We start from the raw sequence: 782 nt of genomic DNA, 5'->3' as shown, positions 1-782 counted from the left end.
CGGCTGCGGTACGGCGGCGGCCCACGGCCGCGGCGACTACCGCGGCATCGGCGCGCTGGTCGGCCAGTACGCCGCCCTCCCCGAGCCGCCCCGGCTCGACCTGGCAGCCGAACTGCTGCTCGGCTACGTCCTGTTGTGCGAGACCGGCCAGGCCGCCCGGCCGCTCGGGCACGCGGCCAAGGTGCTGCTCCACGCCGCCGTCCGCGCGGGCGACCGGACGGGCGAGGTCAGGGCCCGGCTGGTGCTCGGACGGCTGCTGACCGAGGTCGGCTCCGAACCCGCGGCCCTCGCCGAGCTGTTCAGGGCCCGCGACCTGTGCACCGCCCACGACCTGCCGGGGCCGCTGCTCGCCCTGGCCCACGCCTCGCTGGCCGCCCTGTTCGCCCAGGTCGGCCGGCCGGGCGACGCCGTCGACGGCTTCACGGCGGCGATCTCGGTGTGGGAGCGGCTCGGCGACCGGCGCTCGGTGGCGGCCGAACTGCTCAACCTGGCGGGCGCGTTCACCGGGCTCGGCCGGTCCGAGGCGGCGGTGCGCGTCGTCGACCAGTCCCTGCTGATCTGCCACGAGCTCGCCGACCACGAACTCCAGGCGCTCGCCCTGGACTCGTTGGGGACGATCGCCCACGACCGCGGCGAGTACGAGCAGGCCCTGCGCCACCACCGCAACGCCCTGGCCCTGCTGCGGCCGGACGACCGGCGCCGCACCGGCCGTACGCTGCTGCGGCTCGCCGAGTCGCTGCGCGCCGTCGGCCGCGGCGAGGAGGCGGTGGCGGCGGCCGGGC

The 782-nt window shown here is 77.9% G+C and carries 1 protein-coding gene; it reads left to right on the top strand.

Annotation, left to right across the window (positions count from 1 at the left end; genetic code table 11):
• Nucleotides 1-782: tetratricopeptide repeat protein (locus AE652_RS42415; RefSeq protein WP_049661597.1), on the top strand; the 782-nt coding region annotated here is incomplete at both ends.

Origin of the sequence: Kitasatospora sp. MY 5-36 (assembly GCF_001182915.1) — a bacterium.
Classification (GTDB): Bacteria; Actinomycetota; Actinomycetes; order Streptomycetales; family Streptomycetaceae; genus Kitasatospora.
The sequence above is the reverse complement of the archived record's forward strand: the minus strand, read 5'-3'. Positions and strand labels throughout refer to the sequence as shown.